This is a genomic window from Pseudomonas sp. B329 (assembly GCF_023127835.1).
GTDB classification, from domain to species: Bacteria; Pseudomonadota; Gammaproteobacteria; order Pseudomonadales; family Pseudomonadaceae; genus Aquipseudomonas; species Aquipseudomonas synxantha_A.
This window is the reverse complement of record NZ_SPKP01000003.1, coordinates 113,279-138,201: the sequence shown is the minus strand read 5'-3', so window position 1 is coordinate 138,201 and position 24,923 is coordinate 113,279. Positions and strand designations below refer to the sequence as shown.

The window sequence follows — 24,923 nt, the reverse complement described above, 5'->3', positions numbered from 1 at the left end:
TCCTTAACTCTTGGTGTGGGCAGTCGCAGTCGCGAACTGTGTGATCAAACGATGAACCGCACAGGTGAATGACTCGAGGTCATCCAGGCGCACATATTCGAGAGCGGTATGCGCACCGTTGACGGCCAGTGAACCCGGGCCCCAGACGATGCTGTAGGCGCCCTCTGCCTGGGCCCACATTGCATCGCAGGTGAAGGCCTCAGCACTGCATGTGTTGCGGCTGATGCCGGCGCTCATCAAGATAGCCTCCATGGCAGCATCGCGGTTGTTTAGCACCGGCAAGTCACGCTTGAGCCAACTGGACGAACACGTGGACGTCAGACGTTCGATGGTGGCGCTGAAGGGATGGAGCTCGGCAAACAACGCCCGGCAACGCGCCAGCGCTACGACGTAGGCCTGGTCGACCTGTGCGGCCAACTGGCGTCCCGCATCGACACTGCCGTAGCTGAAATTGAACAAGCAATGTCCGCTGCCATAGACCCGGTTGTGATGCAAACCGGTATGGATTCCCGCCAGCGTAATCTTTACCTCCAGGGCCTTGACCGGTTCAGCCAGCAAGCGCGCCATCTCTTGCGCCATGAAGGAGAGGATCAGCGACGCATTGTCGCCCCGTTCGGGGAAGTCATCCGTTGAGTCATTACCATCCATGCGAATTTCATAAGTCATAGACGTCGTGGAAGCATCGAAGTAACCGTCGCCTGAGGGCTCGACGAACACATTCAGTGCGCCAACATGGCCGCGGTTACACAGATAGCGCGTGCCGTATACCCCCATGGCACCGCCCTCCTCGCCCGCCACCACTTGAATCAATAGACGAATATCGCGCAAGACCTGCGGTTGAGTACGCTGCACCTCTTCAATCGCGGCCAGTATGGCAAGCCCCGGCCCCTTGTTATCCACCGCGCCACGTCCCTGTACACAACCATCGCGCAGCAACACCGGCAGATGCGGGGAAACGGTGTCCATGTGAAAGTTGAACATCAGGGTGCGTTGTTTCGGCCCTTCCCCGATCTCCAGTACTGTGTGAGGCTGCCAGGCGAGGAAGTCCTCATGCTCGTAGCATAGACGCTCGACCGTCTTCGGCGTGACATAGTCGGCGTCGGCGCACACGTCTCCCGGCCCGGCAAACGCTACGTGCATACCTAGGCTCGCTGCCCAATCGGCAAAGACCGCATTAGCGTGGGCTATCTGCGACGCTTGATGGCTTTCCATCGGCGTTACCGTGTCGATTTCCAGCAGTTGCACCAGACGTTGCACATACCTATCCGTGAATAACATGGGCGCTCCTTTGCCGTAAGTTCAGAGTTTGCTCGACGCGCTGGGCGTAAGCCATATAGGTAGCCTGCTTGCGCTGAGGATCAGCGTCAGACACCTGCAAATGAGGGATCAGGCTCAGGTGTGGCTCGATGGAGAACCAGCCTTCATAACCGTTGCGAATCAGGAAATCGATGCACTCAATAGCGCCTGCCTCACCCTCGCCGAGCTCCTGATAACGAACGCCTTGATCGGTACATAGGCCATCCTTGAGATGGACATGTGCCACGTGAGGCAAGACCTGGCGCAGGAAGTCGAGTGCCTGATAGCCGTAACTCAAGCCGTTGCCCACATCAAACAGCAACTTCAAGTGATCCGAGCCAACGGCCTGGAGCATGTCCAAGGTGTATTCGGCGTTGCGCCCGGCCCAGCCCGCGCAGTTTTCGTGAACTAACACCACATCGTGCCGCTGCGCGATCTCGGTCAGCCTGCATAACCGGTCGATGACCGCGCTGCGCCAGCGAGCCTCCTCCCAGCCGCTGTTAGGGTACGACATGATGCGAATCATTCGAGTACCCAACGTCGCGGCAATCTCCAGTAACCGATCCAGTTCTGTGAGGTCGACGGCAAAGTCCCCTTCAATCTGACTGCCCCAATTACCGATCTGCGATGCCAACACAGGCACCGCAATGGAGCGCTTCTGCAACTGGTCAACCACCATGCGCAAGGCGTCATCCGTCAGTCGGGCAATCGGTAAACCGTCAACACTGCGCAACTCCAGATGGTTCCACCCCAGCGCAAGGTGACACGCTATCTGGTCGACGATCGAACTTGCGCCTTCATCGGCCACGCCAGTCAGTTCAAAGGGCTGATTCATGGGCGAACTCCAACACGCTGTCGATGACCCGTGTGACCTGCTGTTCGTTCATGCCCGCGCACAGCGGAATAGCCACGCACTCCTCCGCCAGGGTACGTGCCTGGGGGTACGTGGCCTTGGCGCCCGCCCACTGCTGGAAGGCAGGTTGATCGGGCAGCACGGTTCCAAAGTGGATCTTCGTCTGCACATTCGCCTGGTTCATGTACCGCACAAATCGATCGCGGGAACGGCAGCGCACAACGTAGGCATGGGGCGAAAAATCCGCTGTGCAACGACGCTGCGCCGTCAGGAAGCCCGCCGACTGTGCAACAGCGGCATCATAGCGAAGGGCAATGGCTTGCTTGCGCGCCAATTGCCGGTCGTTGTCGCGCAACTGCCGGCTTAACCAAGTTGCGTTGAGGTCATCCATCCGGCTGTTGAACCCGAGCATCTGGTGATAGAAGCGACGTGTCCCGTCCTGTCCATGGTTGCGCAACATGCGCACCCGACGAGCCACCTCGTCATCCTCGGTAATCACAGCACCGCCGTCGCCCAAGCCGCCCAAGGGCTTAGCCGGGAAAAACGAATAGACCCCCACGTCTCCGAGGGTACCGGCCGGTTTATTGTCATGCCGCGCGCCGAACGCGGTGGCACTGTCTTCGAGAATCAACACGTGGGACGGCAACACTGCACGTATTGCGGCGATGTCGGCCAGGCCGGAAAAGACATGGGCCACTAACACCGCCCGCGTGCGCGGTGTGATCAACCGCGCCACGGATTGAGGGTCCAGTGTGAAACAGTCGGGTAGTACGTCGGCAAACACTGGCGTAGCCCCCGCATGGGTGACTGCTGACGCCGCGGCCACGTAACAGAACGCCGGCGTGATGACCTCGTCGCCGGGCCCGATACCGGCCGCGATGAGCCCCAGCGTCATCGCCGAGGTGCCCGAACTGACGCAGATGACATGCCGGGTGCCGACCTTGTCGGCCAGCGCCCGTTCGAAGGTGCTAACCGCGTCTTTGAGGATGAACTCACCCCGACAAACCTGATGCTCAATCATCTGCAAAATGTCGGAACGTGCGCCAGGGTGACGGCGGTTGTAGTCGTAGTACTTGATCATTGGGCTGTTCCTTGTGCCGCGTAGAACTCACCAATGGCCGTGCATACCAGCCCAATGGAAGCCGGCGTCAAATCCGGGTACAAGGGCAGGCCAAGGGCTCGGGTGGAGGCACGCTCTGCCACTGGGAAATCACCCGATTGATAGTCCAGGTATTCACACACCGGTTGAAGGTGCAGTGGCAGTGGGTAATAGGCTTCGGTTCCTATGTGGCGCGCCGTAAGGAAAGCGGCCAGCGCGTCGCGTTGCGGTACCTCGATCAGGTACACGTAATTGACGGTGCGCTGGAGGCAGTCGCGGGCTAGAGTCACAGGCCGCTGCACCCACTGCTTAAGGGGCTCAAGGTATTCATCGTATGCCGCGCAATGCGCCGCCCGACGGGCAATGTCGGGCTCCAGCTCCAGCATACGCGCACGCAACCACAACGCCTGCACATCATCCATCCGGCTGTTGTAACCCAGGCACTGAGCCAGACCCGCAGCATCGCGACCGTTGTCCATGATCTGCCGGACCCTGCTCGCCAGCAGCGGATCACGGGTCAAAATCATGCCAGCGTCACCAAGAGCACCCAAGGTCTTAGTCGGGAAAAACGAGAGAACGCCAATATCCCCGATCAATCCGGCATGCTCACCATCCCAACGCATGCCAATGCCTTCCGCGCTGTCTTCGATCACCCACAACCGATGCTGTTGAGCGATAACTTTCAACGCCTGCATATCCACCATTTGCCTAAACAGATGGACCGGCATGATCGCCTTGGTTCGAAGGGTGATGGCGGCCTCGACAAGCGCGCAATCTAGGCCATAGCCTCCGGGCTCGATATCAACGAATACCGGCGTCGCCCCCACATGCAATACACACGAGAGCGAGGCAAAAAAACTGTAACAGGGCACTATGACTTCGTCGCCAGGACCAATCCCCAGAGCCATCAGACTGATGATCAGCGAGTCTGTCGCGTTACCGGTGGCAATCGCGAATGGCGCGCCGGTGTAGACTTCGATCGCCTGCTCCAACAGACGCACCTGCTTGTCATTGACCCAACCGGACTGATCGAGAAAAGCATCAAGACCCTCTTCAAGCAGCGGTAGAGCGCTGGAGAACGAATGGTTCATGGCAAAAAAAGGCACAGTCATGGGGGGGCCTCCTAGGCTCCGAATTCGCACGTTTGGTCAATTGAGCCCGCAGCTGGGGCATCAGAGGTCTCGGAAAGATGGCGTGCTTGCTCCAGCAACTCGACGATTCGCTGATTGAAGGTAATCGAGCTGCCGCGAGGCGGGAGTGGAGACTCGCCCCGCTCGCAGGCCAGAAAATACTGGTAGTACGCTTCCAGGCAGGCCGTAAGGGGGTCATCCGCCAAAACCTCACAGGCGATGCGCGCGCCCGAACAGTCGTATGCCTCGAACTGCGAGTAACTGTCGTCGGCGCTAATGGGAAAATAGCCTTGGTAAAATGCACCATCATCAAACTCCACAGACAAGCGCCGCTCACGTGTGGGAGAACTCAAATCCGACGTCAGCCGGACCCGTTCGCCTTGCGGCCCCTCAAGTTGCAGATACCCTGACTTCATTGAAGGCCGGGTTTCACCTTCCAAGTGCAATGACTCGCTACGCGCATCGACGAGCTTCAGTGCGTCTCCCGCGAACAGCAGTGCCAAGCTGACTTGGTGAGGCATTTCAATATCAAATATGTGCTCCGCGTGGCGCTGCAGCGTGCGCGAGAAACGTGGCTTGTTATGCACTACCTGCAAGTGTGTAATGCCGCTACTCGAAGCCTGGACCCACTGCGCCATGAGCTTGACCAGCGAACTGTGGGCCCACACTGCCACCACAAGGATGTGTGCATTAAACATACGCTGCAGGTCCGACAGTTCGGTGGCTTGTGCTTGGCTGATCACCATCGGCTTTTCGAGAATGATGTAGCGATAGCCAGCGTGGAGCGCCTCCCGTACGTGTTGCAAATGCAACGCTGGAGGCGTGCATATATGTACCACACCGACACTTTCACGTAGGCTGGAGGGGGACGGTAACTGCTCATGGCTGACCAAGTACGCAGACGCGGGCAATGAAACCAACGGATCTACGACATGCACCTGCTCACACACTCCACTCAAGGTCATTAACGGCTGCAGCTTGCGCAGACATACATGATGCAAGTTCTTTCCACAGTGCCCGTAGCCAACTATTATTGAATTCAATGATGTCAATTTTCGGTGCCTCCAGCGGTCAAAGAACGTAATCGCCGACTTGGATCTTCAGCACCCAATAAAAACTCACCAATAAGCGCCGCACGAAAACCGATAGTATTGATCCGATTAAAATCTGCAGCACTGGAGATACCACTTTCCGCCACCCCAATGACGTGAGCAGGTAACAACTCAAAGAGTTCAGCAGTGCGATCAAAGTTAACCTTAAATGTATCTAAGTCACGATTATTTATACCGACGACCCCGGCACCTACATCCAACGCTTGAGCTATATCGCGCTCATCAAAAGTTTCCACCAACACATCGAGCCCCAACTCTAAAGCCAGCGTGTAGAGTCGCCTGAAAGTCTCGAAAGGAAGGATGCGCACAATGATCAGAATTGCGTCAGCCCCTAGCGCACGAGCTTCGTAGACTTGGAACTCATCAACAATAAAGTCTTTGTACATCACTGGCAGGTTCAAGCCTGGTGCATTCGCCAACATCCCCACCACGTAGGGCGCATTGCCAAAAAACCGACTGTCCGCCAGTACTGAAAGCGCACTTGAACCTCCTGATTGGTAAGCATGGGCTAGGGCGAGAGGATCATAGTCGGCACGCAAAACGCCTTTTGACGGAGAGCGATACTTAGCCTCCGCAATTACCGCAACGTTTGAAGCTGTAATCGCCCGGGCAAATGCCCGTGGCGCTCTGGCACTGGCTATACGACGTTCCAAGGAAAGCAGGGAGTGACTGGCTTTTCTTTGGGCCGTTTCAATAGCCTTAAACGCAACTATCTCTTCAAGCATAAATTATCTCGCATGACAGTTATAAGACAAGTCGCCCAACAAGCACCACTCAATAAATCTTCAGGACGAGAAATTAGTCCAACTTATAAGCTACTTTGGTGATTGAAAAACAATTAAAAGGAAAAGCCCGCAAGCCGTCTACCTACCTTATTGGGTAGGCGCTCGCCACCGCAAAAACCAAATTGACACCATGCCAATTAATCAGCCTCAGCTATCGACGAGTCATTTTTATGACTAAATTTTCAAACTGACCGTCAGTTTTTGAACGCCAAAATATTGCAACCATCTTCACTTCCCATTTGTATTTCATATAGGTATAAAAGTTTTAACTGGACCAGTGAATAAGGAAATATCAATGTGCAACTGGCGTAATGACCTACTTGAATGGGCAACAAAGGTCGAGTCTGAAGCTGACTTTCTGTATAGGGCGTGTCAGTTTGCCCAGTCGCTGGAGTTTGAATGGTACTGCTACCACGTCAAGCTACCCCTCCCCATTTCCAATCCTGTTACGACCTATGCGAGCAATTATCCCAAGGCGTGGCAGCGGCGTTATCGCACTATGGATTATGTCCAACTGGACCCGGTCGTGAAAAAGGCTCAATTGACCCGACTGCCCTTTCTCTGGGAAAGTACACTGCTTGAACAGGAGCCCTGCTTCTGGAAGGAAGCGTGCGATGCGGGTCTAAATGTGGGTTGGACATGCTCCAATAGCTGCGCCAGCAGTACCTTTAGTATGCTGACGCTCGCCCGTAGCGAAGATCCGCTCACAATTAGCGAACTGACTGATAAAGAGCTGAAGATGCGCTGGTTGGCGGATGCCACTCACGCTGCACTCAGCCGCTTATTCAAACCTAAGGAACTGGAGGAGTCTTGCTCGCGACTTACCGCTCGGGAAATCGAGATTCTGCGATGGACCGCTGACGGAAAAACACAGGGCGAGATATCACAAATTCTCTCGGTATCTTTCGACACTGTAAAGTTTCACAGCAAAAATGCTATCGCCAAACTGGGCACTACTAACAAAACCGCGGCCGTGGTGAGAGCTGCCGTCCTAGGGGTGTTGGGTTAATATGGCTGCTATCCTTTCACCACACCTCATAATGCTCACCGAAGGCATTGAGGTTAGCGCCCAAAACGAAGGAGATTACGTGTGTTCCCATTGGATATTTGGTTAACCTATACCGCCGCCTGCTTACTACTGGTGCTTTCCCCTGGGCCGGATAACGTGCTGGCAATCGCCAGAGGACTAAGCCAGGGCAGACTGGCAGCAGCCATTTCAGGAATAGCTTCTGGCACTGGTATTCTGTTCCACGTTACAACCGCCTCCCTTGGGTTAACTCTCTTGATGCAGACCTCGGCGTTGGCCTTCTGGATCGTTAAGGTGATTGGGGCCAGCTATCTACTTTGGCTGGGCATTAAAGTTCTGCGCTCTCGCAGCCTGATCAACTTCCAGTCCACCGCGCGCCAACCCCTTAAGAAGATATTTCTCACCGGTTTTCTGTCCGCAGCCCTTAACCCAAAGCCGGGCCTGTTTGTGCTCGCCTTCATTCCACAATTCGTCAACCCCAAGCTGGGCTCTGTCACTGTACAAATGATGGTTTACGGAGCGTGGTTCGCTGGTTTGACCGCACTTGGTTTCGCCCTCATGGGGATTTTCGCCACGGGTCTTTCGGCGTGGCTGCAACGCAAGCCAAAGGTGGTCAACGGACTTAATCTGGGCGCCGGTTTCACCTTTGTTGTTTCCGGACTTTCGATAGCAACCCTGAGCCAGAAATAACATGATGATGACCGTCCGGCGAAGCTTGCTATAAAATATAACGTTGCGCGGGCCATCGTCGTAAAGAAATTCGTCAGTCTGGGAAGGAAGGTGGATTTGGTTATCCCCGCCGCTGTTGCTGCGGCGATGACGACATTCTGATCTTGTATCCCCCAGAACAAGCACAGCCCATTTCTAGGCGCCGCGCAAGGAAGCCCAGCCTTCAGCCCAAACCCATCGCTGGGTTCGGGATGGGTCGAATCCCGGTGAGTCAAAGTGTGAAGGTAGTAAGTTCATCGACTGCATCGATTTTCGTGTCGTCTTCACCGCCAAAGCCCTTGGCGATCTCTACGCCGCCATAGCGTCAACCAATTGTCACATGATTTGTACTCCAGATGGCCAGCAAGTTAATGAGGCCCTGCAAGCAAGTCTGATTGACTACGTAAAAGCGCCATACGCCTACTCTCTTTTTTGCCAAAGGGTAGGACTATCATTGAGTCGTGCGCGTATGCAGCTACCGCTAGTCGCAAAACGACAGGCGCAATCGCACGTCAGCTCAATTGCCCCAGCAAGCCATACACCACGTAGACCGCCATCAACCGAGAAGAACGTCAGTGGTGATCGTCAAGTTCCTGACTTTGGTCGGGCTCTGATCAAGGCGAGCGGTCAGTGCTTCGGTATGGTCGGCAAACGCCATGATTAGCTCATCGTAACGAATATCTTTTCGCGTAACGGTTCGACGATGCGCTCGGTCTCAGCCCAATGGTCTTAGTCGCTACGTAGATGTATCTCCTATGGTCATCTCTCTTCAGGGATCTCGTCCGGCGTCGGGACTAAGTATGTCGGTAAAGTATTACCCCGGTAACAAGCAATTAGCCGCCGAGCATGCCGAAGTTAATTCGAAAAAAATTCAGCCCTACATAACTGCTATGACATCACCACCACAGAGGTTCGTCCCATGTCATTGCAGTGCCCTAGCTGTAACTCATCCAAAATCGCCTCTCTCCACCAGGCTATGCAAATTGCAGCTGCACTCGGTACGGTCGGCGGCGCAGCACGCGGTGTCAGTGCAGCATTAGCCGGCAGTCAGGCAGGTGCCACCGTCGGCGCTATTGCCGGCCCGCTCGGAGTCACCCTCGGAGCCGTTTCTGGCGCCATCCTAGGAGGACTTGTTGGCGGCGCTGGTGGCTGTGCATTGGGCGCTCAACTCGGCGACAAACTTGACCGCCATGTCCTCGCCCACAATCTCTGCCTGATCTGTGGGCATCGCTTCAATCTACCTGCTTAATCCGTCTTCTACCCCTTTCTTTCTATTACGTCTGGACAGTGCCACGCGATGCGTGGCGTTTATGCCGACCTGCACCCCAAGGAACCTTAATCATGGCTCATCAAATCGAACAAATGGCTTACGTTGGTGCAACTCCGTGGCACGGCCTAGGAAGTCAACTGACTCAAAAACAACCTATCGAAATCTGGCAGCGTGAAGCTGGTATGGACTGGCAGATCCAGGAAAGCCCGGTTCACTTCAAGGCCGACGCTATCGGCCATATGGGCAGCATTCACTCATTCCCGGAGCAAAAGGTGTTGTACCGTTCCGATACCAAAGCACCGCTGTCGGTGGTTTCCAATCGCTATCAAATAGTTCAGCCACGTGAGGTGAATCGCCCCGGATTCTTTAGACACCTTGCAAACTCATTGCGTAACGTTTTTCAAACTCTACCGGTGACAGCTGATTGTTGAAACCATGGCGGCGTTTTGCGTTGTAGAACATCTCGATGTAATCGAACACATCACTCCGAGCATCTTCCCGCGTGATGTAGATTTTTCGCTTGATCCGTTCCCGTTTCAGAAGCTGGAAAAAGCTCTCGGCCACGGCGTTGTCATGACAATTGCCTCGGCGGCTCATGCTGGCGACCAAATTGTTTGCCTTCAAAAAGCTGCGCCAATAGGAGCTGCTGTACTGGCTGCCCTGATCAGAGTGAACCATCACCTCCTGTTTCGGTTTTCGCCTCCAAACCGCCATCAATAACGCATCAATGGCCAAATCACTGGTCATCTGCGACTTCATTGACCAGCCAACGACCTGACGGGAAAACAGATCCAGCACCACCGCCAAATACAGCCAGCCTTCATACGTACGAATATAGGTGATGTCGGTGACCCAAACCTTGTTGGGTTCCCCGACATCGAACTGGCGCTTCAGCAAATTGGGTGAGGCGACCGCTGGCTTACCGCCGTACTTTCCAGGGCGACGTCGATACCCTGTCTGAGAGCGTAGACCTTCAAGACGCATCAACCTCGCCACACGATGCCGACCACAATCTTCACCGACCTCGCGCAGGTCGTCATGGATTTTGCGATAGCCATAAACTCCGCCGCTCTCCAGCCACGAGTGCTTGATCAAACCCAGCAATCGCTGGTCGTCTTTAGCGCGTGCAGATTGCGGCTCAGACAACCAAGCGTAATAACCACTGGGATGGACTTTCAGCGTCAGGCAAAGCCGTCGAATGGAATAGTCGCCCGCGCGCTGCTTGATAAAGGCGTACTTCAGCCGCACTCCTTGGCAAAGTACGCGGCGGCCTTTTTTAAGATGTCTCGCTCTTCAGTGACCCGCTTGAGTTCCGCTCGCAGACGACGCAGTTCAGCGTGCTGATCATCGTCTTGCTGCCGTTCTGCCTGAGGTTTGCTGTAGCGCTTTATCCAGGCATAGAGGCTATGCGTCGACACGCCAAGACGCGCCGCTACGTCAGCGACGGGAAGCTTCTTTTCGGTCACTTGATTGACCGCTTGGATTTTGAATTCTTCGGGATAACGTGGGTTGCTCATGGCACCTCCTGATTGGCCTCAGTTTAAGGCATGGAGGTGTCTACGAAACCCGGGGCGATTCACTCTAACCAAGCTAGGCCGAGGCAAATTAAGCAACTGAGGAAAATCACAAAATCGGTGGCACGCCCAAGGTAGGACACTCTCGAATATTATGGGACTGATGAGCCAAATGAGTGACGCATGGAGAGACTTGGTGAGGACTCATCGACGATGCGCGCTAGCCACCCTTGAATCGCGACGAGATAGATGCACTTCGAAAGGCCGATAACGGATGAGGAGGAAAAGGATGCAGCTCAACCTCATTGCGTTCAAATATGACTGCTAGAGAAAGGTGAATTTGAGTTGAAGCTACAACACGTGCGGAAAAGACTCCTTGCAACTTGAATCGACGCAATGCCGCACGTCGCAATGATGGACAGACTTGCAGCGGAAACTATCGACAGGCTTCCGAGGCAAGAAATGCCTCGAAATCCAGATGGGGGAACAGATGGGGGAACAAAATCACCAGATACAAAAAAGCCCCGTAAAAACGGGGCTTTTCAATAAAATATGGCGGAGAGATAGGGATTCGAACCCTAGGTACCGGTGAAGGTACAACGGATTTCGAATCCGTCCCATTCGGCCACTCTGGCATCTCTCCAACGGCGCGCATCATAACAGCATGATTGATGGATGCAAAGCGCCGAAGCGATTTTTTTCCGTGCTATCAGATGCTTGCGTCGATTACAGCGGTACGCCGAGACGATTGGCGACTTCTTCGTAGGCTTCGATCACGTCACCGAGGCCCTGGCGGAAGCGGTCTTTGTCCATCTTTTTCTTGGTGTCCTTGTCCCACAGGCGGCAGCCGTCCGGGCTGAATTCGTCGCCCAGGACGATGGAGCCGTCGTGGAACACGCCGAATTCGAGCTTGAAGTCCACCAGCAACAGGCCTGCGTCGTCGAACAGCTTGGTCAGCACGTCGTTGACCTTGAGGGACAACTCCTTCATGCGCGCCAGTTGTTCAGCGGTGCCCCAGCCGAACGCCACAACGTGGGATTCGTTGATGAACGGGTCGCCCTTGGCGTCGTCCTTCAGGAACAGTTCAAACGTGTAAGGGTTGAGCTTGAGGCCCTCTTCCACGCCCAGGCGCTTGACCAGGCTGCCGGCAGCGTAGTTACGCACGACGCATTCCACCGGGATCATGTCGAGCTTCTTGACCAGGCACTCGTTGTCGCCCAGCAGTTTGTCGAATTGGGTCGGGATACCGGCCGCTTCGAGCTTCTGCATGATGAAGGCGTTGAACTTGTTGTTCACCATGCCCTTGCGATCAAGCTGTTCGATGCGCTTGCCGTCGAACGCCGAGGTGTCGTTGCGAAACAGCAGGATCAGGCGGTTGGCGTCGTCGGTCTTGTACACCGACTTGGCTTTGCCGCGGTAGAGTTCTTCACGTTTTTCCATGATGGGCTCCGCTTTGAGTAAGGTGGGCTAGGCGATGTGTCGCCAATCGAGCCCTGAATCTTGATCGGCCAGTTGCAGCCAGTCCGGGTCGCACCCGAGGGTGTCGACAAAACATTGCCGGGCAAGCGTCGGCAGGTTGTTCTTGCTGCTGAGGTGAGCCAGGACCAGGTGTTGCAGGTCTTGCCAGCCCAACTCATACACCAGGTACGCCGCCTGGTGATTGTTCAAATGTCCCAGCTCGCCGCCCACCCGCTGCTTGAGAAAGTAAGGGTAGTGACCGCGCGCCAGCAGATCCCTGCAGTGGTTGGACTCGATCATCAAGGCATCGAGGTCCCGGTAACCGTCCAGCACCCTGGCGCAGTAGGAACCCAGGTCGGTCAGCACGCCAAAACGCCGCTGGCCGTCACTGAATACGTATTGCGTAGGCTCCTGGGCATCGTGGGCAACCGCGATGACATTGATGCTCAAGGCACCGATTTGCAGTTGCTCGCCACCGGCCAGAAAACCTGCCGGCTCGATGGGTTTGCGCATCCCGCGCAGCGTGCCGCGACTCAAGTACACCGGCAGATTGTAGCGCCGAGACAGTAAACCCACGCCATGCACGTGGTCGGCATGTTCGTGGGTGACCAGAATTGCGCTCAACTGCGTGGGGTGAACCCCGAGGCGCAGCAGGCGTCGCTCGGTTTCTCTTAACGAGAAACCACAATCGACCAGCACATACGTGTCATCGTGGGCGACCAGCGTACCGTTCCCTTGGCTACCGCTGCCGAGAACGGCAAAGCGCACCGAATCAGCCCAGGTTGTCTTGAATCACGCCCAACACTTTGCGCGCTGTTTCAGCTGGCGCGACGGTGTTGATGTTCTTCTCGACGGTGACTTGCACGCTTTCGCCAACCTTGCTCAAACGAACCTGATAACGCTCGGCACGGGTTTCGATCTCTTCCTTGGTCGGCGCGCTGCCGAACAGTTTGCCGAAGAAACCTGGCTCGTCGTCTTTCTTCTCGGCCTTTTCAGCCACGTTGATGTAGTACAGGCCCAGGCTGCGGTTGATGTCTTCAACGCGCCAAGGGCCTTGCTCCAACGCACGGCCAACACTGGCCCAGGCACGGTCGAGGTCTTCACCCAGGTTGAGCACCACGTTACCGCTGCCGTCTTCGGTGAGGCTGACGCGGTTAGGGGTGTCGTAGTCACGGGCCGCGAGCAAGGAAACGGAACCGCCCTTCTCGGAGATACGGCTCATGCTGGCGAGCATCTCGTCGACCAGCGCGGCATCGACGCCGGTGTTGACCGAACGCGGGGTGAAATCGACGTTGGCCGTGCTGCCGGCAGGGCGCTCGGCGCTGACCACATAGACTTCACTGGTATTGCGCTGCACGCCTGGCTCGATGCGCACACGCACACGGGCCTCGCTTTCGGCGGCTACACCGCCGGCCAGCAGGCGCTGAGCCATGTTGGCGGACAACTCGCGGCCTTGCTGCCACGCCGTGGTGAACTCACCGGTTTGCGGGCGTTGCTGGTCGAGACGGAAACCGTTGTCCTGGAAGAACTGCACTGCCACCGGCCAGACTTCGGCAGGTGGGCGCTGAGCCACGATCCAGCGGTTGTCGCCACTTTTCTGCAGGCTGTAGTCGCTGGCATCGGCCACTGCCGTGATCGGCTGCGGGCGTGGTACTACGTACTCGCCCTTGACGGTGTCGTCGGCAACGTTGCGTGGGATCGGCAACAAGGGGTCAAGACGCTTGGCGACATTGACATCAGGCGGCAACTGCATCGGTTTGGTTGCTTGCGCTTCCAGGTAATCGCTGCCGCGGTCACGGAAGTAGCCTTCCGGGCCCCATACCCAACCGCAGCCACTGGTGCTGGAGATAATCAAGGCAAGTGCGGAAAGTCCGGCCAATCGCTTCATGCGTAGTGCTTCCTCAATTAAACCAGGACGCCGGACTGGCGCAGGGCCTGTCGCAGCGGTTCGTGACAGGCTTCGCTGAGCCGGGTGAGCGGCAGACGGATACCGTCCGGCATCAGGCCCATCTCAGTCAGCGCCCATTTCACGGGAATAGGATTGGATTCGATAAACAGTGTCTTGTTGAGCGGCATCAGCTTCTCGTGGATCGCACGGGCCGTCGCGGCATCGCCGGCGATGGCGGCGGCGCACATTTGGCTCATGGCACGCGGAGCCACGTTGGCGGTCACGGAGATGTTGCCCTTGCCACCCAGCAGGATCAGTTCGACAGCGGTGGCGTCGTCACCGGAATACACCAGGAAGTCACTGCTCACGCCGGCCAGGATGTCCTTGGCGCGCTGCAGGTCGCCAGTGGCTTCCTTGATACCGATGATGTTCGGCACGGTGGACAGGCGGATCACGGTCTCGGCCTTCATATCGCACGCGGTACGACCCGGTACGTTATAGAGGATCTGCGGGATCTGGACGGCTTCGGCGATGGCTTTGAAGTGCTGGTACAAGCCTTCCTGGGTCGGCTTGTTGTAGTACGGGGTCACCAGCAGGCACGCATCGGCGCCGGCTTTCTTGGCGTTGCGGGTCAGCTCGATCGCTTCGCGCGTGGAGTTGGCGCCCGTTCCGGCGATCACGGCGATGCGGCCCGCAACGCGCTTGACCACGAACTCGATCACCTGGATGTGTTCTTCCACATCGAGGGTGGCCGATTCACCTGTGGTGCCGACCGCCACGATGGCGTTGGTGCCCTCTTGCAGGTGGAAGTCCACCAGTTTGCCCAGGCTGTCCCAGTCGAGACGACCTTGTGCATCCATGGGTGTGACCAGTGCCACCATACTGCCCGCAATCATGCAACCGCTCCTGCCGGAAAAAGAGAGCCGTAATGGTACTGGCGCCAAGATGCTTGTACAAGCGAAGTACCGCGTGAGGATGCGTTCTGGAGCAACTAAACGTCGGGCAATGCCATCATTGGGCCAAAGCACCGCTTCAAGCCGGCCGATCACGCAATGAAAACGCCACCTCCTAGCCCTTGGCGACGCTTTTCGCTACCCTTGATCCTTTGATCGATACGGCCCACACAGTATTGACCGCTCATCGCTTTAGGAAGGCTGCATGTCCACCCCCACAGTTCGCGAACAATTCCTTGTTATCAGTGCCCTCGGCGCCAACCCCATGGAGCTGACCAACGTCCTGTGCCGCGCCAGCCATGAGAACCGCTGCGCGGTCGTGACCTCGCGCCTGACTCGCCACGGCGAGTGCAGCGCGCTGGTCTTGCAGATTTCCGGCTCCTGGGACGCATTGGCGCGCCTGGAAACCGGCCTGCCGGGCCTGGCCAAAAAGCACGACTTCACCGTCAATGTGGTGCGCAGCGCCGCCTTGGAAAATCGCCCACAGGCCTTGCCTTATGTGGCGTACGTCAGCTCGGCCTACCGCTCGGACATCGTCAACGAGTTGTGCCAGTTCTTCATCGACCACAACGTCGAGCTGGAAAACCTGACCTGCGACACCTACCAGGCGCCTCAAACCGGCGGCACCATGCTCAACGCCACGTTCACCGTTACCCTGCCGGCCGGCGTACAGATCAGTTGGTTGCGCGACCAGTTCCTGGATTTTGCCGATGCCCTGAACCTCGACGCGCTGATCGAGCCATGGCGCCCACAGAACCCAATGTAAGGAAAGACTCATGCCGGTAGCCATCGACAAACCCGTCGCAGACTTCGAAGCCCAGGCCACCAGCGGCCAGACTTTCAGCCTCGCAGCTCTCAAGGGCAAGCAAGTGGTGATCTACTTCTACCCCAAGGACAGCACCCCGGGCTGCACCACTGAAGGCCAGGGCTTTCGTGACCAGTACGCAGCTTTCCAGGCCGCCAACACTGAAGTGTTTGGTGTGTCGCGTGACAGCGTGAAGTCCCACGAGAACTTCAAGGCCAAGCAGGAGTTTCCTTTCGAGCTGATCAGCGACAAGGACGAAGCGGTCTGCCAGCTGTTTGATGTGATCAAGCTCAAGAAGCTGTACGGCAAGGAATACCTGGGCGTAGATCGCAGCACCTTTCTGATCGACAGCGAAGGCGTGCTGCGTCAGGAATGGCGTGGCGTGAAAGTGCCGGGGCATGTGGATGCCGTGTTGGCGGCAGCGCAGGCGCTGAACAAGGCCTGATTGTGCGTCGATAAGGCCGTCAGGCCTTGCGCAACCAATACCGGTACACACCCTCGGCTTCTTCTTCATGCTCCAGAGTGTGGCCGGCGAGTTTGGCAAAGGTGCGGAAGTCACGCTGGGAGCCTGCGTCGGTGGCGGTCACCTTGAGCACCGCACCGCCGGCCATTTTATTGAGTTCCAGCTTGGCCTTGAGCAGGGGCAACGGGCAGTTGAGGCCGCTGGCATCGAGTTCGGCGTCAAAGGCTACAGCGTCGGTCATGGTGTTACTCCAGGCAAACATTCGGGTTGCTTAGAATATCTGGTCCCAAGCGCAGTGTCCGGCTACAGTAAGCTCTTTGTCGAAAGGCTTTGTGCATGACTTTTTTGCGCCCTACCCTGCTGACGCTCGCCTGCCTGCTGGCCTCCCCGGCCTTCGCTGACGAGCTGCCGTCACTTGGTGACGCCAGTTCTGCCATTGTCTCGCCCCAACAGGAATATCAACTGGGCCGCGCCTGGCTGGCCTATTTGCGCGGTCAGGTGTCGCAGCTTAACGACCCGCAACTCAAGGACTACGTAGAAACCAGCGTGTACAAGCTGGTGGAAACCAGCCAGGTCAACGATCGGCGCCTGGAATTCATCCTGATCAACAGCCCGCAGCTCAACGCCTTTGCGGCACCCGGCGGGATCATTGGGGTGAACGGCGGCTTGTTCCTCAACGCCCAGACCGAAGGTGAGTACGCGTCGGTACTGGCCCACGAACTGGCGCACTTGTCCCAGCGTCACTTTGCCAGGGGCGTGGAAGCCCAGTCACGCATGCAACTGCCAATGATGGCGGCGCTGCTTGGCGGCATTATTGCCGCCGCCGCGGGTGCCGGCGATGCGGGTATCGCCGCGATTGCCGGTTCACAAGCGGCTGCGATCCAGGAGCAGCGCCGGTTCTCCCGGCAGAACGAACAAGAGGCAGACCGCATCGGCATCCTCAACCTGGAGAAAGCCGGCTACGACCCGCGGTCGATGCCCACCATGTTCGAACGCCTGATGCGTCAGTACCGCTTCGATGCCAAGCCACCGGAGTTCCTGTTGACGCACCCAGTGACCGAATCGCGTATTGCCGACACCCGCAACCGCGCCGAGCAGGCCAAACTCGGCGGCAAGGAAGACAGCCTGCGCTATCAACTGATTCGCGCACGCGTGCAGTTGAAATACGAAGACACGCCTGGCCTGGCTGCCAAGCGCTTCCAGGCGCAGTTGGACGACAACCCCAAAAACGATGTAGCGCGTTATGGCCTCGCCATTGCGCAGATCAAGGGAGTCCAACTCAAGGAAGCACGGGAAAGCCTGGCACCGCTGCTGGCCAAGGCACCCAATGACATCACCTACAATCTGGCGCAGATCGAACTGGACATTACCAACAACCGCATGGCGGATGCCCAGCAACGGACTGACCGTATGCTCACCCAGTACCCCAGCAACTATCCGCTGAACCAGGTGCGGGTAGACCTGCTGCTTAAGCAGAACCGCACCGCCGATGCCGAAAAGGCGCTGGATGGCTTGCTCAAGTCACGCCCCGACGATCCGGACGTGTGGTATCAGGTGGCCGAAACACGCGGCCTGTCCGGCAACATCATCGGCCTGCATCAGGCCCGCGCCGAATACTTCGCACTGGTGGGGGACTTCCAGCAGGCCATCCAGCAACTGGACTTTGCCAAGCGCCGCGCCGGCAGTAATTTCCCACTGTCCTCACGTATCGACGCACGTCAGCGTGAGCTGATCGAACAGGAACGCCTGGTGAAAGGGATGATGAGCTAAACCCGTCACCCACAAAAAAGCCCCGCGGCCGTTAACCGGCAGCGGGGCTTTTTGTTTCTATTGCAATGCAGGCTTGACGATTACTCGGCCAACTTGAAGGTAATGAAGCTGGCACGACCTTGACGCAGTACGCGCATCGACACCGAACGGTTCTTCGGCAACGCCTTGGCGATGTCGGTGAACTCCTTGGTGGTGTTGATCGCCTGATTGTTCAGGTGAGTGATCACGTCGCCCGGCTGCAGGCCGATCAAGGCGGCTGGGCCATCCTGGACTTCCTTGATCACCACACCGCTTTGCAGGTCAAACGTCTTCTTCTGCTCGGCGGTCAGTTCAACCACGGCGATGCCCAGGCGGTTACTGCTGCGCTCTGCACCCGGCTTGGCATTACCCAGGGCATCCAGCGTCGCACCTTCTTCCGGGATCGCACCGACGGTCAGCTCCACGTTCTGGCGCTTGCCGTCACGAATCACTTCCAGTTTGGCTTTGCCGCCAGCCTTGAGCGCGCCGACCAGATGAGGCAGGTCCGCTGACATCACGATGGGTTGGCCGTTCATGCTCAGAATCACGTCGCCGACTTTCAGGCCGCCTTTGGCCGCTGGACCATTGTCCTGGATTTGCGCAACCAGAGCACCGGCCGGCTTGTCGAGGCCGAAGGATTCAGCCAGGTCTTTGTTGACTTCCTGGATCACTACGCCCAACCAGCCACGGCTGACTTTGCCACCGCTTTTGAGCTGATTGGAGACGTCCATGGCCACGTCGATTGGGATCGCGAAAGACACGCCCATGAAACCACCGGAACGGGTGTAGATCTGTGAGTTGATGCCTACCACTTCGCCAGCCAGGTTGAACAATGGCCCCCCAGAGTTGCCCGGGTTGATCGGCACGTCGGTCTGGATAAACGGTACGTAGTTTTCATTCGGCAGGCTGCGGCCGATAGCACTGACGATACCCTGGGTGACGGTATGGTCAAAGCCGAACGGCGAACCGATCGCGACGACCCATTGGCCGGCCTTCAAGTCCTGGGATTTGCCCAGCTTGAGAACCGGCAGGTCCTTGCCATCGATTTTAAGCAAGGCTACGTCGGAACGCGGGTCGGTACCGATCAGCTTGGCCTTGAGCTCACTGCGATCAGCCAGGCGCACGAGGATTTCGTCGGCATCGGCAATCACGTGGTTGTTGGTCAGAATATAGCCGTCAGGCGAAATGATGAAGCCGGACCCCAGGGATTGGGCTTCGCGCTGACCACCGCCACCACGAGGGGTGCGCGGTTGCGGCATACCGCGCTCGAAGAACTCGCGCAGCATGGGCGGCAAGCCTTCCAGGTCGGGCATCTGCTGGTTCGAGACTTTGCGATCCGGCAGTTTCTGGGTGGTACTGATATTCACCACCGCCGGTGAGGCTTGCTCTACCAGTTGGGTGAAGTCAGGCAGCTCAACTGCTTGCGCAGGCAAGGCCTGACCCAGTACTAGCACTGTGGCGACTATGGATAGGTAAGACTTCAAACGTGGTATCGACATACAGCTCCCGTTACGACGAGCAGGGTTAAGCGACAGGGTCCAATAAACGCCGAATGCGGCAAACGACATTTTTGTTCCGCGAACAAAACAAGGCCAGAGCCAACAAACCCTGACCTATAAAAAACATGGGAAGTTTTTGCAAGTGAAAATGCTGATCCAGAAATTTCATACGATCGGCCCTCAACCTAACTTGAGCACAGATTGAAAGGTCAGGATGAACATAGAATTAACAATCTCACGGCTTGGCAGCGGCATTTTCACCGCGTACCGACAGCGCGATACGCTCAGCAGTGCCGACGGGGATCTCCCCTACTACGGTGACCATCATCTCACCGTCAACCGTATTCAAACGCCGAGAAACCGCCACCGTCGGGCCGAGCTGAGCGCGGGTTTCATTCATGTCGGCGCCCTTGGCGGACTCAAGAAATACAGAAAAGCGTGCGAGCCCATCGTCATACATCAGGCTATCGACGGTCGATTTCGTTTGGCTGTCTTTGCGCGTGGTGCTGCTGACCTGCTGGAAGCCAGGCGGCAGCCAATCCAGATGCCACGCCTGGGAGGCAGGCATGTCAGAGGCTTTGTCGGTGGAAGCAGCAACAGGCGAGCATTCGCTGCCAGGCTGTAAGTCATGCTCGGCAGGAACGACCGAGGTATCCAGGCGCGCATACTGAAAGCGCTCCAGCAACTGCCCCTGATCATTGAGCAGCAGGGATTTGAGCGGCAGAGCCGTCTCACGATCCAGGTGCAATTCAAAGCCGTAGCGGTAGTGATCTCGCGGGCTGATTGACACAATCACAGCATGACGACCGGCCACGCGGGATTTGCCAATGACGGCAAGTTCATAGAATTGAGTGAGTTTTTTTGAATCGAGAGCACGCGAAGGTGCATCAGAAGAAGCAACCAACCCAGCACTCAGATCGCCACTGACGCAGTGCGTCCGGCCATCCAACCGTACGGTTTCCTGAGGCGAGCCGTCCAGTTGCAGCAACCGCTCACGGACATGACCGTCCTGCACACGGTGCCAGATAGCGTGGGTAGAAAAACTGCCATTACGTTCGTAAACAAACGTACCTTCAAAGCTTTGCTGCTGCTCTGCACGCCCAAGTCGAGTCAGCCAGTCTTGGGCTTCATCGGCATGGGCGGACTGTGCAATCCAACTACTGAGCAAAAGCGCAAGGAGCGGTATGGCGCGCATAGAGCTCCCTAACGGATCAGCGGTTTTCCTGACTGGCTGCGCGAGCGTATGGCAGAGCGCTTTCGGTGCCTTTGGCGGCCGATTCCTGTGCGTGCTGACGCAGGTAGCCTGGTAGACGCTGATCTTGCCAGCCGGATTGCCCTTGAAGCACACCATTGGCCATCGGACCTGTGGTATCAGAGCTTTCCTTGTAGCCTGCCAGTACAGCCGGGCCTTTGACTTGCGGACCCGCCATGACGGGCTGCTGAGTTTGCTGGGCCAGTTCGGCACCGGCAATTTCGTCCTGGTTGTACAGGCGAACACCAGCCAGTACGGCGACGGTCACCGAGGCAGCCACTGCCAGTCGACCCAGGCTACGCCACGGGCCACGAGCAGCTTTGGCCGGAACGGCTTCATCAGCCAGCGCGGCAGAAACGGCCGCAGCAATATCCAGACGAGGGATTAAAAGATCCTTGTGCATCACCGCCCGAGCGACTTGGTAACGAGACCAGGTATCACGGGTTTCGGCATCATCAAATGCGTTAAGCACTCGACGAAGTTCCAGTTCATCCGCTTCGTTATCCATCACTGCGGACAGCGATTCCTGCAGGGCATCACGACTCATGGCGGTTCCTCTCTTGGCTGTCGCCGCTGTCTTTAGTTTTCCTGCAACAATGGTTGCAAGGCTTTGTCGATGGCTTCCCGGGCCCGGAAAATCCGTGACCTTACAGTCCCCACCGGACATTGCATGACGCTCGCAATGTCTTCGTAACTCAGACCATCGAATTCACGTAAAGTTAATGCCGTACGCAAATCTTCTGGCAGTTGCTGAATTGTTCGATGGACGGTGCCTTCGATCTCGTCGCGCAGCAATGCACGCTCCGGCGACTCGAGATCTTTGAGGCCGTGATCACCATCATAAAATTCAGCATCTTCTGAACTGACATCACTGTCTGGTGGGCGGCGGCCGCGAGACACCAGATAGTTCTTCGCCGTGTTAATGGCGATGCGATATAGCCACGTATAAAACGCACTATCACCGCGGAAATTTCCAAGTGCACGGTACGCCTTGATAAAGGCTTCCTGTGCAACGTCCTGCGCTTCATGGGTGTCGTGCACAAACCGCACGATCAACCCGAGAATTTTGTGCTGGTATTTCAGCACTAGCAGATCAAATGCTCGCTTGTCGCCGCGTTGTACGCGCTCGACCAGCTGCTGATCCTCTTCCTGGGTTAGCATGAACACTCCTCGTTGTACTTGAAGGAGGCTTGCATAACTAAACGATCAGGCTTGCAAACATAGACTCGGGCTTTTCGCAAAAGTTCTCCCCCTTCAAGCAAGTTTCCGGCATGCACTGATTTGGCACACACGAAAAACGCAGCCCGGGCGGGGCCGGCTGCGCGAATAATCTTGTCGCCGGTTTCGTGACGCGTCCAATGCTCCCGACGGGCCAATAAACTCAACGTTTTCCCAGCTTTCGGGCAACCTGCTATTGAGTCGGGGCCCATGCAAAAAGTTCCCGTCCCGCCAACCGGCTGTTTCCCAAAGCTGCGCAGCATAATCTCACAATGCCACGAATGCGTGGCTATTGTGCCGCTCCACCCCTCTATATACTAGTGGCCCGTGTGACCCTTTGATTCGCCGATCCAGGCGTCCTGTTTGCGCCGCTCCTTCGGATCGCTTTTTGCGGAATCCTTCCAATGAGCCAACAGTTTCAACACGATGTGCTGGTGATCGGCAGCGGCGCAGCCGGCTTGAGCCTTGCCCTGACCCTACCCAGCCACCTGCGCATTGCGGTTTTGAGCAAAGGCGACCTGGCCAACGGCTCGACATTCTGGGCCCAGGGCGGTGTCGCGGCGGTACTGGACGACACCGACACGGTGCAATCGCATGTCGAAGACACCCTTAACGCTGGCGGCGGCCTGTGCAATGAGGAGGCCGTGCGCTTCACCGTCGAGCACAGCCGGGAAGCCATCCAATGGCTGATCGACCAAGGTGTGCCCTTCACCCGTGATGAACATGCCGGCAGCGACGACGGCGGCTTTGAGTTCCACCTGACACGCGAAGGCGGCCACAGCCATCGCCGTATCATTCACGCCGCCGACGCCACGGGTGCCGCGATTTTCAAGACCTTGCTCGATCAGGCTCGCCAACGGCCCAACATCCAATTGCTGGAGCAACGCGTCGCTGTCGACCTGATCACCGAAAAACGCCTGGGCCTTGCGGGCGAGCGCTGCCTCGGCGCCTACGTACTCAATCGCACCAGTGGCGAAGTCGATACCTACGGGGCGCGCTTCACTATTCTTGCCTCGGGCGGGGCCGCCAAGGTTTACCTCTATACCAGCAACCCTGACGGCGCCTGCGGTGACGGCATTGCCATGGCCTGGCGCTCGGGCTGCCGGGTGGCCAACCTGGAGTTCAATCAGTTCCACCCCACCTGCCTGTATCACCCGCAAGCCAAGAGCTTCCTGATCACCGAAGCCCTGCGCGGCGAAGGTGCGCACTTGAAGCTGCCCAATGGCGAGCGCTTCATGCAGCGCTTCGACCCACGCGCCGAGCTGGCACCGCGCGACATTGTCGCCCGCGCCATCGACCACGAGATGAAGCGTCTGGGGATCGATTGCGTATACCTGGACATCAGCCACAAGCCCGAAGCGTTTATCAAGACCCACTTCCCGACCGTCTATGAACGCTGCCTGACGTTCAATATCGATATCACCAAAGGCCCGATCCCGGTAGTGCCGGCTGCGCACTACACCTGCGGCGGCGTGATGGTTGACCAGCACGGGCGCACCGACGTGCCCGGCCTCTACGCCATCGGTGAAACCAGCTTTACCGGTCTGCACGGCGCCAACCGCATGGCCAGCAATTCGCTGCTCGAGTGCTTCGTGTACGCTCGCTCGGCAGCAGCGGATATCCTTGAACAACTGCCGCGCATCAAGGTTCCAGCCGCCCTGCCCCGCTGGGACGCCAGCCAGGTCACCGATTCGGACGAAGACGTGATCATCGCGCACAACTGGGACGAGTTGCGGCGTTTCATGTGGGACTACGTGGGCATTGTGCGCACCAACAAGCGCCTGCAACGGGCGCAGCACCGGGTACGTTTGCTGTTGGACGAGATCGACGAGTTCTACAGCAACTATAAAGTCAGCCGCGACCTGATCGAATTACGCAACCTGGCGCAAGTGGCCGAGTTGATGATCCGCTCAGCCATGGAGCGCAAGGAAAGCCGGGGCCTGCATTACACCCTCGATTATCCGCAGATGTTGCCCGAAGCCCGCGACACTATTCTGGTGCCAACCACCTACGGCGGCTGAACTTCAGGCGTACCCGCAGGCGCCGATGCACATCGGCGGCCTGCGCGTCCTTGGGCACACAGACCGCGCGTACTCGCCGCTCACCCTGCACGCGATAACGCAACACCACGATCAACGGTAACGCCAGGCTGTCGGGGCGAAGTTGCACGGCGTGCCAGCCGCGCGCAGAGCTCCATAACTGCCAGCCATCTTCGTCGCGGCGCAGGCCACGAATCGACGAACCGTGAGTAAGCAGAACATGGCGCGGTAGCACCCACGCACAGTGTGCCAGGCATAACAGGATGCCGAGGCTCGAATAAGGCAGGTTCAAAACCAGCAGGCTGCCCAGTGCGATCAGCAGGGCAAGCAGATACGCCGCCAGCAACCGCCGCGAGGCCTGCCAGCGGCATTCAAAACCATTACTTGGGCTGGACACGATCCAGGATCATCCGAACCATGCGCTGCAGCTCTGGATCTTCAGATTCAGCGCGCTCCATGAACCAGCCGAACATGTCCTGATCTTCACAGGTCAGCAACCTGACGTAGAGCTCGCGGTCCACCTGATCGAGCGTCGCGTACACCTCTTTGGTGAAAGGCACCAGCAATACATCCAGCTCCAGCATGCCACGACGGCTGTGCCAGTAGAGGCGATTGATTTCTACATCTTCGACCATGGAGCCCTCCTCAAATAGAGCGCAAGTATACAGGCCCGGCGACACCGGAACAGTCGGCTTTGGTCGCCCGCGACGAAACTATGCATTTGCCGGACGCCCCTCTATGATGCACCCATGACTTTTTAACCTGC

At 57.3% G+C, this 24,923-nt stretch carries 25 protein-coding genes, 1 tRNA gene and 1 pseudogene; 8 read left to right on the top strand and 19 right to left on the bottom strand.

The features are described from left to right. Positions 1-3: 3 nt before the first annotated feature. The 6 genes from E4P00_RS01235 to E4P00_RS01210 are packed head-to-tail and all read right to left on the bottom strand — an operon-like array spanning position 4 to position 6,215. Positions 4-1,278 carry a M20/M25/M40 family metallo-hydrolase gene (locus E4P00_RS01235; RefSeq protein ID WP_248130520.1) on the bottom strand — a complete coding sequence of 425 codons (1,275 nt, stop codon included), beginning with the start codon at positions 1,276-1,278 and terminating at the stop codon, positions 4-6. Then, positions 1,262-2,131 (bottom strand): sugar phosphate isomerase/epimerase family protein, encoded by an 870-nt coding sequence (locus E4P00_RS01230; RefSeq protein WP_248130519.1) that lies wholly within the window; start codon positions 2,129-2,131, stop codon positions 1,262-1,264. The genes E4P00_RS01235 and E4P00_RS01230 overlap by 17 nt, the downstream gene beginning before the upstream one ends. Beyond that, entirely contained in the window at positions 2,115-3,230 is a 1,116-nt protein-coding gene (locus tag E4P00_RS01225; protein WP_248130518.1) for a DegT/DnrJ/EryC1/StrS family aminotransferase, read from the bottom strand. The genes E4P00_RS01230 and E4P00_RS01225 overlap by 17 nt, the downstream gene beginning before the upstream one ends. Further along, positions 3,227-4,360, bottom strand: coding sequence for a DegT/DnrJ/EryC1/StrS family aminotransferase (locus tag E4P00_RS01220; protein ID WP_248130517.1), 1,134 nt, complete (start codon positions 4,358-4,360; stop codon positions 3,227-3,229). The genes E4P00_RS01225 and E4P00_RS01220 overlap by 4 nt, the downstream gene beginning before the upstream one ends. 11 nt (positions 4,361-4,371) lie before the next feature. Continuing rightward, positions 4,372-5,421 (bottom strand): Gfo/Idh/MocA family oxidoreductase, encoded by a 1,050-nt coding sequence (locus E4P00_RS01215; protein ID WP_282443160.1) that lies wholly within the window; start codon positions 5,419-5,421, stop codon positions 4,372-4,374. Between the two features lie 5 nt (positions 5,422-5,426). Beyond that, entirely contained in the window at positions 5,427-6,215 is a 789-nt protein-coding gene (locus E4P00_RS01210) for an indole-3-glycerol phosphate synthase TrpC (RefSeq protein WP_248130515.1), read from the bottom strand. A gap of 355 nt (positions 6,216-6,570) precedes the next feature. Here E4P00_RS01210 and E4P00_RS01205 point away from each other — a divergent pair, with 355 nt between their 5' ends. The 4 genes and pseudogenes from E4P00_RS01205 to E4P00_RS01190 form a co-directional block, all read left to right on the top strand. Further along, a complete protein-coding gene (locus E4P00_RS01205; RefSeq protein ID WP_248130514.1) occupies positions 6,571-7,284 on the top strand; it encodes an autoinducer binding domain-containing protein in 714 nt (237 codons plus the stop codon). Positions 7,285-7,365: 81 nt separating this feature from the next. Then, entirely contained in the window at positions 7,366-7,992 is a 627-nt protein-coding gene (locus E4P00_RS01200) for a LysE family translocator (RefSeq protein WP_248130513.1), read from the top strand. A 937-nt stretch (positions 7,993-8,929) separates the two neighbouring features. Beyond that, positions 8,930-9,259, top strand: a complete 330-nt coding sequence (locus E4P00_RS01195; protein ID WP_248130512.1) for a hypothetical protein — start codon at positions 8,930-8,932, stop codon at positions 9,257-9,259. A 92-nt stretch (positions 9,260-9,351) separates the two neighbouring features. Continuing rightward, positions 9,352-9,630, top strand: a pseudogene (locus E4P00_RS01190) (hypothetical protein); the annotation flags it as partial. Between the two features lie 16 nt (positions 9,631-9,646). Here E4P00_RS01190 and E4P00_RS01185 read toward each other — a convergent pair. The 6 genes from E4P00_RS01185 to dapA all read right to left on the bottom strand — a co-directional run bounded on the left by E4P00_RS01185 (position 9,647) and on the right by dapA (position 15,036). Next, a protein-coding gene (locus tag E4P00_RS01185; protein ID WP_248130511.1) for an IS3 family transposase occupies positions 9,647-10,797 on the bottom strand; the annotation gives its coding sequence in 2 pieces (ribosomal slippage) (positions 9,647-10,563 and positions 10,563-10,797; 1,152 coding nt in all). A gap of 550 nt (positions 10,798-11,347) precedes the next feature. Then, positions 11,348-11,437, bottom strand: a tRNA-Ser gene (locus tag E4P00_RS01180). Positions 11,438-11,520: 83 nt separating this feature from the next. Next, complete coding sequence (gene purC / locus E4P00_RS01175; RefSeq protein WP_005786030.1) at positions 11,521-12,234, bottom strand: phosphoribosylaminoimidazolesuccinocarboxamide synthase; 714 nt, start codon at positions 12,232-12,234, stop codon at positions 11,521-11,523. A 27-nt stretch (positions 12,235-12,261) separates the two neighbouring features. Then, positions 12,262-13,020, bottom strand: a complete 759-nt coding sequence (locus E4P00_RS01170) for an MBL fold metallo-hydrolase (RefSeq protein ID WP_005786028.1) — start codon at positions 13,018-13,020, stop codon at positions 12,262-12,264. 4 nt (positions 13,021-13,024) lie between these two features. Then, positions 13,025-14,140 (bottom strand): outer membrane protein assembly factor BamC, encoded by a 1,116-nt coding sequence (gene bamC / locus E4P00_RS01165; RefSeq protein WP_078820545.1) that lies wholly within the window; start codon positions 14,138-14,140, stop codon positions 13,025-13,027. Positions 14,141-14,157: 17 nt separating this feature from the next. Beyond that, positions 14,158-15,036 carry a 4-hydroxy-tetrahydrodipicolinate synthase gene (gene dapA / locus E4P00_RS01160; protein ID WP_032877264.1) on the bottom strand — a complete coding sequence of 293 codons (879 nt, stop codon included), beginning with the start codon at positions 15,034-15,036 and terminating at the stop codon, positions 14,158-14,160. A 262-nt stretch (positions 15,037-15,298) separates the two neighbouring features. Between dapA and E4P00_RS01155 the strand changes: the two genes are divergently transcribed. Next, entirely contained in the window at positions 15,299-15,859 is a 561-nt protein-coding gene (locus tag E4P00_RS01155) for a glycine cleavage system protein R (RefSeq protein ID WP_003189463.1), read from the top strand. Positions 15,860-15,869: 10 nt separating this feature from the next. After that, complete coding sequence (locus E4P00_RS01150; protein WP_005786022.1) at positions 15,870-16,343, top strand: peroxiredoxin; 474 nt, start codon at positions 15,870-15,872, stop codon at positions 16,341-16,343. 19 nt (positions 16,344-16,362) lie between these two features. On the opposite strand, the gene E4P00_RS01145 is transcribed toward E4P00_RS01150, so the two are convergent. Further along, complete coding sequence (locus E4P00_RS01145; protein ID WP_148852374.1) at positions 16,363-16,602, bottom strand: sulfurtransferase TusA family protein; 240 nt, start codon at positions 16,600-16,602, stop codon at positions 16,363-16,365. Positions 16,603-16,697: 95 nt separating this feature from the next. Here E4P00_RS01145 and E4P00_RS01140 point away from each other — a divergent pair, with 95 nt between their 5' ends. Beyond that, the gene (locus tag E4P00_RS01140; protein WP_032877266.1) at positions 16,698-18,131 is read left to right on the top strand and encodes a M48 family metalloprotease; all 1,434 of its coding nucleotides are present in this window, start codon (positions 16,698-16,700) and stop codon (positions 18,129-18,131) included. A gap of 80 nt (positions 18,132-18,211) precedes the next feature. On the opposite strand, the gene E4P00_RS01135 is transcribed toward E4P00_RS01140, so the two are convergent. From E4P00_RS01135 to rpoE, 4 genes are all read right to left on the bottom strand, one after another. Beyond that, positions 18,212-19,648, bottom strand: coding sequence for a DegQ family serine endoprotease (locus E4P00_RS01135; protein WP_005786015.1), 1,437 nt, complete (start codon positions 19,646-19,648; stop codon positions 18,212-18,214). A 235-nt stretch (positions 19,649-19,883) separates the two neighbouring features. Further along, positions 19,884-20,843 carry a MucB/RseB C-terminal domain-containing protein gene (locus E4P00_RS01130; RefSeq protein ID WP_216090882.1) on the bottom strand — a complete coding sequence of 320 codons (960 nt, stop codon included), beginning with the start codon at positions 20,841-20,843 and terminating at the stop codon, positions 19,884-19,886. A gap of 16 nt (positions 20,844-20,859) precedes the next feature. Continuing rightward, positions 20,860-21,447, bottom strand: a complete 588-nt coding sequence (locus E4P00_RS01125) for an RseA family anti-sigma factor (protein WP_005786011.1) — start codon at positions 21,445-21,447, stop codon at positions 20,860-20,862. 32 nt (positions 21,448-21,479) lie between these two features. Then, positions 21,480-22,061: an RNA polymerase sigma factor RpoE gene (rpoE, locus tag E4P00_RS01120; protein WP_003172477.1), complete on the bottom strand. Its 582-nt coding sequence runs from the start codon at positions 22,059-22,061 to the stop codon at positions 21,480-21,482. Between the two features lie 461 nt (positions 22,062-22,522). Here rpoE and nadB point away from each other — a divergent pair, with 461 nt between their 5' ends. Continuing rightward, the gene (gene nadB, locus E4P00_RS01115) at positions 22,523-24,139 is read left to right on the top strand and encodes an L-aspartate oxidase (RefSeq protein ID WP_078820542.1); all 1,617 of its coding nucleotides are present in this window, start codon (positions 22,523-22,525) and stop codon (positions 24,137-24,139) included. Here nadB and E4P00_RS01110 read toward each other — a convergent pair. Then, on the bottom strand, positions 24,108-24,554 hold the full coding sequence (locus E4P00_RS01110) for a protein YgfX (protein ID WP_248130510.1): 447 nt from the start codon (positions 24,552-24,554) through the stop codon (positions 24,108-24,110). The two genes, nadB and E4P00_RS01110, sit on opposite strands and share 32 nt — an antisense overlap. Further along, on the bottom strand, positions 24,538-24,792 hold the full coding sequence (locus E4P00_RS01105; RefSeq protein WP_005785986.1) for a succinate dehydrogenase assembly factor 2: 255 nt from the start codon (positions 24,790-24,792) through the stop codon (positions 24,538-24,540). The genes E4P00_RS01110 and E4P00_RS01105 overlap by 17 nt, the downstream gene beginning before the upstream one ends. Between the last annotated feature and the right edge of the window lie 131 nt (positions 24,793-24,923).

Excerpts from the sequence above, each read along its gene's own strand:
- E4P00_RS01135 (WP_005786015.1), bottom strand. The coding sequence starts at position 19,648 with ATGTCGATACCACGTTTGAAGTCTTACCTATCCATAGTCGCCACAGTG.
- E4P00_RS01205 (WP_248130514.1), top strand. The coding sequence starts at position 6,571 with ATGTGCAACTGGCGTAATGACCTACTTGAATGGGCAACAAAGGTCGAG.
- E4P00_RS01195 (WP_248130512.1), top strand. The coding sequence starts at position 8,930 with ATGTCATTGCAGTGCCCTAGCTGTAACTCATCCAAAATCGCCTCTCTC.
- E4P00_RS01125 (WP_005786011.1), bottom strand. The coding sequence starts at position 21,447 with ATGAGTCGTGATGCCCTGCAGGAATCGCTGTCCGCAGTGATGGATAAC.
- E4P00_RS01155 (WP_003189463.1), top strand. The coding sequence starts at position 15,299 with ATGTCCACCCCCACAGTTCGCGAACAATTCCTTGTTATCAGTGCCCTC.
- dapA (WP_032877264.1), bottom strand. The coding sequence starts at position 15,036 with ATGATTGCGGGCAGTATGGTGGCACTGGTCACACCCATGGATGCACAA.
- E4P00_RS01150 (WP_005786022.1), top strand. The coding sequence starts at position 15,870 with ATGCCGGTAGCCATCGACAAACCCGTCGCAGACTTCGAAGCCCAGGCC.
- E4P00_RS01235 (WP_248130520.1), bottom strand. The coding sequence starts at position 1,278 with ATGTTATTCACGGATAGGTATGTGCAACGTCTGGTGCAACTGCTGGAA.
- E4P00_RS01210 (WP_248130515.1), bottom strand. The coding sequence starts at position 6,215 with ATGCTTGAAGAGATAGTTGCGTTTAAGGCTATTGAAACGGCCCAAAGA.
- rpoE (WP_003172477.1), bottom strand. The coding sequence starts at position 22,061 with ATGCTAACCCAGGAAGAGGATCAGCAGCTGGTCGAGCGCGTACAACGC.
- purC (WP_005786030.1), bottom strand. The coding sequence starts at position 12,234 with ATGGAAAAACGTGAAGAACTCTACCGCGGCAAAGCCAAGTCGGTGTAC.
- E4P00_RS01145 (WP_148852374.1), bottom strand. The coding sequence starts at position 16,602 with ATGACCGACGCTGTAGCCTTTGACGCCGAACTCGATGCCAGCGGCCTC.
- E4P00_RS01225 (WP_248130518.1), bottom strand. The coding sequence starts at position 3,230 with ATGATCAAGTACTACGACTACAACCGCCGTCACCCTGGCGCACGTTCC.
- E4P00_RS01230 (WP_248130519.1), bottom strand. The coding sequence starts at position 2,131 with ATGAATCAGCCCTTTGAACTGACTGGCGTGGCCGATGAAGGCGCAAGT.
- bamC (WP_078820545.1), bottom strand. The coding sequence starts at position 14,140 with ATGAAGCGATTGGCCGGACTTTCCGCACTTGCCTTGATTATCTCCAGC.
- nadB (WP_078820542.1), top strand. The coding sequence starts at position 22,523 with ATGAGCCAACAGTTTCAACACGATGTGCTGGTGATCGGCAGCGGCGCA.
- E4P00_RS01140 (WP_032877266.1), top strand. The coding sequence starts at position 16,698 with ATGACTTTTTTGCGCCCTACCCTGCTGACGCTCGCCTGCCTGCTGGCC.
- E4P00_RS01130 (WP_216090882.1), bottom strand. The coding sequence starts at position 20,843 with ATGCGCGCCATACCGCTCCTTGCGCTTTTGCTCAGTAGTTGGATTGCA.
- E4P00_RS01105 (WP_005785986.1), bottom strand. The coding sequence starts at position 24,792 with ATGGTCGAAGATGTAGAAATCAATCGCCTCTACTGGCACAGCCGTCGT.
- E4P00_RS01220 (WP_248130517.1), bottom strand. The coding sequence starts at position 4,360 with ATGACTGTGCCTTTTTTTGCCATGAACCATTCGTTCTCCAGCGCTCTA.